This is a genomic window from Brevundimonas sp., assembly GCF_041688735.1.
Lineage (GTDB): Bacteria > Pseudomonadota > Alphaproteobacteria > Caulobacterales > Caulobacteraceae > Brevundimonas.
The window spans coordinates 1-4,752 of record NZ_JBDNHO010000070.1; the positions used below are offsets into that span (position 1 = coordinate 1).

The 4,752-nt window shown below is 66.2% G+C and carries 6 protein-coding genes; 5 read left to right on the forward strand and 1 reads right to left on the reverse strand.

Annotation, left to right across the window (positions count from 1 at the left end; all coding sequences use genetic code 11):
• Positions 1-44: 44 nt before the first annotated feature.
• From ACESMO_RS07775 to ACESMO_RS07790, 4 genes are all read left to right on the forward strand, one after another.
• The gene (locus ACESMO_RS07775) at positions 45-725 is read left to right on the forward strand and encodes an HAD-IA family hydrolase (protein WP_372707593.1); all 681 of its coding nucleotides are present in this window, start codon (positions 45-47) and stop codon (positions 723-725) included.
• Between the two features lie 8 nt (positions 726-733).
• Positions 734-1,498 carry an ATP12 family chaperone protein gene (locus tag ACESMO_RS07780; RefSeq protein WP_372707594.1) on the forward strand — a complete coding sequence of 255 codons (765 nt, stop codon included), beginning with the start codon at positions 734-736 and terminating at the stop codon, positions 1,496-1,498.
• An 80-nt stretch (positions 1,499-1,578) separates the two neighbouring features.
• Positions 1,579-2,028 (forward strand): hypothetical protein, encoded by a 450-nt coding sequence (locus ACESMO_RS07785; RefSeq protein WP_372707595.1) that lies wholly within the window; start codon positions 1,579-1,581, stop codon positions 2,026-2,028.
• The gene (locus tag ACESMO_RS07790) at positions 2,025-2,348 is read left to right on the forward strand and encodes a winged helix-turn-helix domain-containing protein (RefSeq protein WP_372707596.1); all 324 of its coding nucleotides are present in this window, start codon (positions 2,025-2,027) and stop codon (positions 2,346-2,348) included. The genes ACESMO_RS07785 and ACESMO_RS07790 overlap by 4 nt, the downstream gene beginning before the upstream one ends.
• Before the next feature lie 41 nt (positions 2,349-2,389).
• Here ACESMO_RS07790 and ACESMO_RS07795 read toward each other — a convergent pair whose 3' ends face one another.
• Entirely contained in the window at positions 2,390-2,965 is a 576-nt protein-coding gene (locus ACESMO_RS07795; RefSeq protein ID WP_372707597.1) for a peptidase S14, read from the reverse strand.
• Between the two features lie 101 nt (positions 2,966-3,066).
• On the opposite strand from ACESMO_RS07795, the gene ACESMO_RS07800 reads away from it, so the two are divergent.
• Positions 3,067-4,599 (forward strand): acyl-CoA carboxylase subunit beta, encoded by a 1,533-nt coding sequence (locus ACESMO_RS07800; RefSeq protein ID WP_372707598.1) that lies wholly within the window; start codon positions 3,067-3,069, stop codon positions 4,597-4,599.
• Positions 4,600-4,752 lie beyond the last annotated feature (153 nt).

A 4,752-nucleotide genomic window follows, 5' to 3' on the forward strand; every position in this document is an offset into this window, starting at 1 on the left:
CACCATCCTTCGGATGGTCCCCCTCCCCCGATGGGGGAGGATTTATGACCCGACCCCTCGCCATCTTCGACATCGACGGCACCCTCGTGGACAGCCGCGGCTCGATCTTCGAGGCCGCGACCGAGGCCTCGCGGGCGCTGGGCTTGCCCGAGCCGGACTACGACCGGGTCCGCAAGATCGTCGGTCTGTCCCTGCCGGTGGCCCTGCGCGAGCTGGAGCCGCTTTTGAGCGACGCGGACCTGACCCGCTTCGTGGAAGCCTTCAAGGCTGTCTTCCTGCGCATGAACAGCGATCCGGACTTTCATGAGCCGCTCTACCCGGGGGCGATAGAGACCGTCCGCCGTCTGCACCGCGACGGCTGGGGGCTGGCGCTGGCGACCGGCCAGTCGCGCCGCGGCGTCGCCCGCAACCTGGCCCGCGAGGGCTGGGCCGACCTTTTCCTCTCGTCCCATTGCGCCGAGGACGGCCCCGGCAAGCCCGATCCCGCCATGCTGCACGCCGCCATGGCCGCCTGCGACGCCGAGCCCGCCACCACGGTCATGATCGGCGACACCTCACATGACGTGATGATGGCACTGAACGCCGGTGTCCTGCCGCTGGGCGTCGCCTGGGGGTTCCACACCGTTGAGGAACAGCAGGCCGCCGGCGCGCGTCATGTCGCCCAATCCTTCTCCGAACTGAGCGTTGTGCTGGACGGCTTCGCCGCCCTCACCAAGGCCGCCTGAGACGCCAGATGAGCCATATCCCGCCCCTCGATCCCAATGTCGCCGCCCGCAAGGGTTTTCGCGAGTCCGAGGAGCGGCTGAAACGTTTCTGGAAGGCGGTCGATGTGGCGGAAGGGAAGGGGGGCTGGGCCGTCACCCTCGACGGCCGCACGCCGAAGACCCCCGCCCATGCTCCGTTGCTCCTGCCGACCGAGGCCGCCGGTCGGCTGGTGGCCGAGGAATGGGCCGCCCAGGGCGAGTTCATCGACCCCGGCACCATGCCCGCCACCCGCCTGGCCTCGACCGCCATCGACCGCGTCAGTCAGGTCCGCGAGGCCGTGGCCGAGGAGATCGCCGCCTATGCCGGTTCCGACGCCCTCTGCTATCTGGCGGACCATCCGACCTCGCTGGTTACGCGACAGGCGGCGGCGTGGGGGCCGTGGCGCGATTGGGCCGCGGCGGACCTCGGCGTGGTGCTGGCGGCGGCAGAAGGCATCGTCCATTGCGCGCAGGACCCGGCCGCCGTCGCCCGCGTGAAGGCCCACGCCCTGTCGCTCGACGATTTCGCCCTGACGGGCCTAGCCACCGCCGTGCCCCTGCTGGGCAGCGCGGTGTTGGGACTGGCGCTCCAGCGCGGTGCCCTGACCGGCGAGGCCGCCTTTGACCTCAGCCGGCTGGAAGAGGCCTTCCAGGAAGAACACTGGGGTGTCGACGCCGACAATGCCGCCCGCACTGCCGCACGCCGGGCTGAGGCCGGGCTGGTCGACCGGTGGTTCAGGGCGCTCGAGGGCTGACTTTCCAATCTGGAAAATTAACCACTTGCCATAGTGGAAAGTCATGCTACGCTTTCCGTATTGGAAAGTGAGGTTGCTCCATGATGCAAGACCCCGACCCCCGAGAGGCCTTGGCTTCGATCAAGGCCGCCCGCGCCGCGATCGGGCGCGACCTCGACTATCCCATCGGCTGGGATTTCGCCTACGGCGCCGTCCTCGCCGCCATCGTCGCCAGCCAGGGGCTGCCGTCGCCCTGGAGCAACACGGTCTTCATTTTCTGTATGCTCGGGGTCGTCCTGATGGTTCAGTGGTGGAAGAAGCGCTTCGGCTGGTGGGTCAACGGCTACAGCCCCCGCCGCGCTGGCCGGGTCGCCTGGTTTCTGGTCACCTTAATGTTGGTCATGATGGGTCTGGCCCTGTGGACCCGCCTTTACGACGGCCCCGTCTGGATGCCGTGGGCGGCCGGCGTCGCGACCTGGCTCGTTGCGGGCCTCAGCGGCCGGTGGTGGATGCAGGTTTACCGGAAGGACCTGACGGAGCTCCCTCAATGAGTGCGGCACCCGTGTTCGACGCCCTGATCCACGCGCCGGGCCGTCTCCAGATCTGCGCTATCCTGTCGAGTGTCGACGCCGAGTTTGCCATGCTCCGAGACGCTATCAAGGTGTCGGATTCGGTGATGTCGAAGCATCTGAAGCAGCTGGAGGCGGCGGGATATGTCACCCTCACCAAGGCCGCTGAGAACGGCCGCCAGCGGACCTGGGTCAGCCTGACGTTGGCCGGTCGAAAGGCGTTTGCCGCCCATGTCGCCGAACTGCAGCGGCTGGCGACGATGACGGCACCGGCTCCGCTGGGGCAGGGGTTCTCGGGTTGAATCAGCGGGTGAGATGGATCGATGGTCGCCTCGACCATCATCTAGCCCTCGAACACGGCCTCGATGAGCTCCAGCTTCAAAGCCTCGGCAGCGGAGATGTAGCAATCCGTGCGGGCGCGCTCGTCCACCTGCTCGGCGCTCAGCCGGCTTCCCTTCGCCAGCGCCTTGAAGCCCTCCTGCTGGAGCGCGAAACCGACCTCGATTTCGGACAATACGCCCTGCAACTGGGCCCGACAGGCGCGCAATGGGCCGTCCAGGTTTACCGTCTTGGACATCTTGCGCTCGTGAACCAGCAGGCAGGTGCCGACGGCCAGATATCGGTCGGCGCGGTCGAAACCCGCCATGAAGGTAACCCCGGCCGAGTAGACGATCGTCTTGCCCAGGAATACGATCCGCCGTCCGCCGGGCTTCAGCAGTTCGATCTCCATAGCCAGCCGACGTCCCATGTCGGCGTCGCCACCGCTGGTCATGACCTCGACGACCATGGGCCCATCATCGCCGTTCGTTTCGCGCACCGCCTTGATCAAACGGTGAAGCCAGCCCTCATCTACCGCGCCGGACAGCGACAAGCCCGGTCGGCGCATCGCCTGCTTCAGTTCGTCCTCGATCTCCGCCATCACTGCACAAGGTGTGGTGACGTTGCCGGGTTCCCGCCACGCGGCGCAACTTGCCTCCCGGCTCATCGCTCCTTAAGCCTCGCCCTCCAGGGAGACGCCGCATGAACACCATCCTCGACCAGCTCGAAGCCCGCCGCGCCGCCGCCAAGCTCGGCGGCGGCGAGACGCGCATCGCCAGCCAGCACGCCAAGGGCAAGCTGACCGCGCGCGAACGCATCGACGTGCTGCTGGACGAGGGTTCGTTCGAGGAAACCGACATGTTCGTGGAGCACCGCTCGCACGACTTCGGCATGCGCGACCAGCGCATCCCCGGCGACGGCGTGGTCACCGGCCGCGGCACCATCGGCGGCCGTCTGGTCTATGTCTTCTCCAAGGATTTCACCGTCTTTGGCGGTTCGCTCTCGGGCGCCCATGCGGCCAAGATCGTCAAGATCCAGACCATGGCCCTGACCAACGGCGCGCCGATCATCGGCCTGTTCGACGCGGGTGGCGCGCGGATTCAGGAGGGGGTCGAGAGCCTCGCCGGCTATGCCGACATCTTTCTGCAGAACACGCTGGCCAGCGGCGTCATCCCCCAGATCAGCGTCATCATGGGGCCGTGCGCGGGGGGCGACGTCTATTCGCCCGCCATCACCGACTTCATCTTCATGGTGAAGGACACGTCCTACATGTACGTCACGGGCCCCGATGTGGTGAAGACCGTCACCAATGAGGTGGTGACGCACGAGGACCTGGGCGGGGCCCGCGTGCATTCGCAAAAGTCCGGCGTCGCCGACGGGGCGTTCGAGAACGATCTGGAGGCGCTGTCGGAAGTCCGCCGCCTGATCGGGTTCCTGCCCCTGTCGAACCGCGAAAAGCCCCCGGTGCGCGACAGCTATGACGACCCCGACCGCGACGAGGCCTCGCTCGACACCCTGATCCCGGCCAATCCGAACCAGCCCTATGACATCAAGGAGCTGATCTTGAAGACGGTCGACGAGGCCGAGTTCTTCGAGATCGGGGCCGATTTCGCGAAGAATATTGTCTGCGGTTTCGGCCGGCTGGACGGGCAATCCGTCGGCATTGTCGCCAACCAGCCGCAGGTGCTGGCGGGGGTGCTGGACATCGATTCATCGCGCAAGGCCGCGCGGTTCGTGCGCTTCTGCGACGCCTTCGACATCGCGCTGGTGACCTTCGTCGATGTGCCCGGCTTCATGCCCGGCACGCGTCAGGAATACGGCGGCTTGATCAAACACGGGGCCAAGCTGCTATTCGCCTATGCCGAGGCCACGGTGCCCAAACTGACGGTCATCACGCGCAAGGCCTATGGCGGTGCCTATGACGTGATGAGCTCCAAACACCTGCGCGGCGACGTCAACTACGCCTGGCCCTCGGCCGAGATCGCCGTCATGGGGGCCAAGGGCGCGGTCGAGATCATCTTCAGGAAAGAGGCCGGCGACCCCGAAGCCCTGGCGGCGCGGGAGGCGGAGTACCGGGAACGGTTCGCCAATCCGTTCGTGGCCGCGGGCCTGGGATACATCGACGACGTGATCATGCCGCACGGGACAAGGCGGCGGCTCATCCGGGCGCTACGGACGCTGAAGAACAAGCAGCAGAGTAATCCGTGGAAGAAGCACGATAATATTCCGCTGTGATGGCCGATATACCTCTAGGCTCAGGACCCATTAAAGGGATTCACACGGTCGTGGCGATCTGATTCACTGGTGGCAGGAGGAGCCTGTCATGAGTGATCTGTTTTGGCTGACGAACAAGCAGATGCGTCGGATCAAGCCATATTTCCCGCTGTC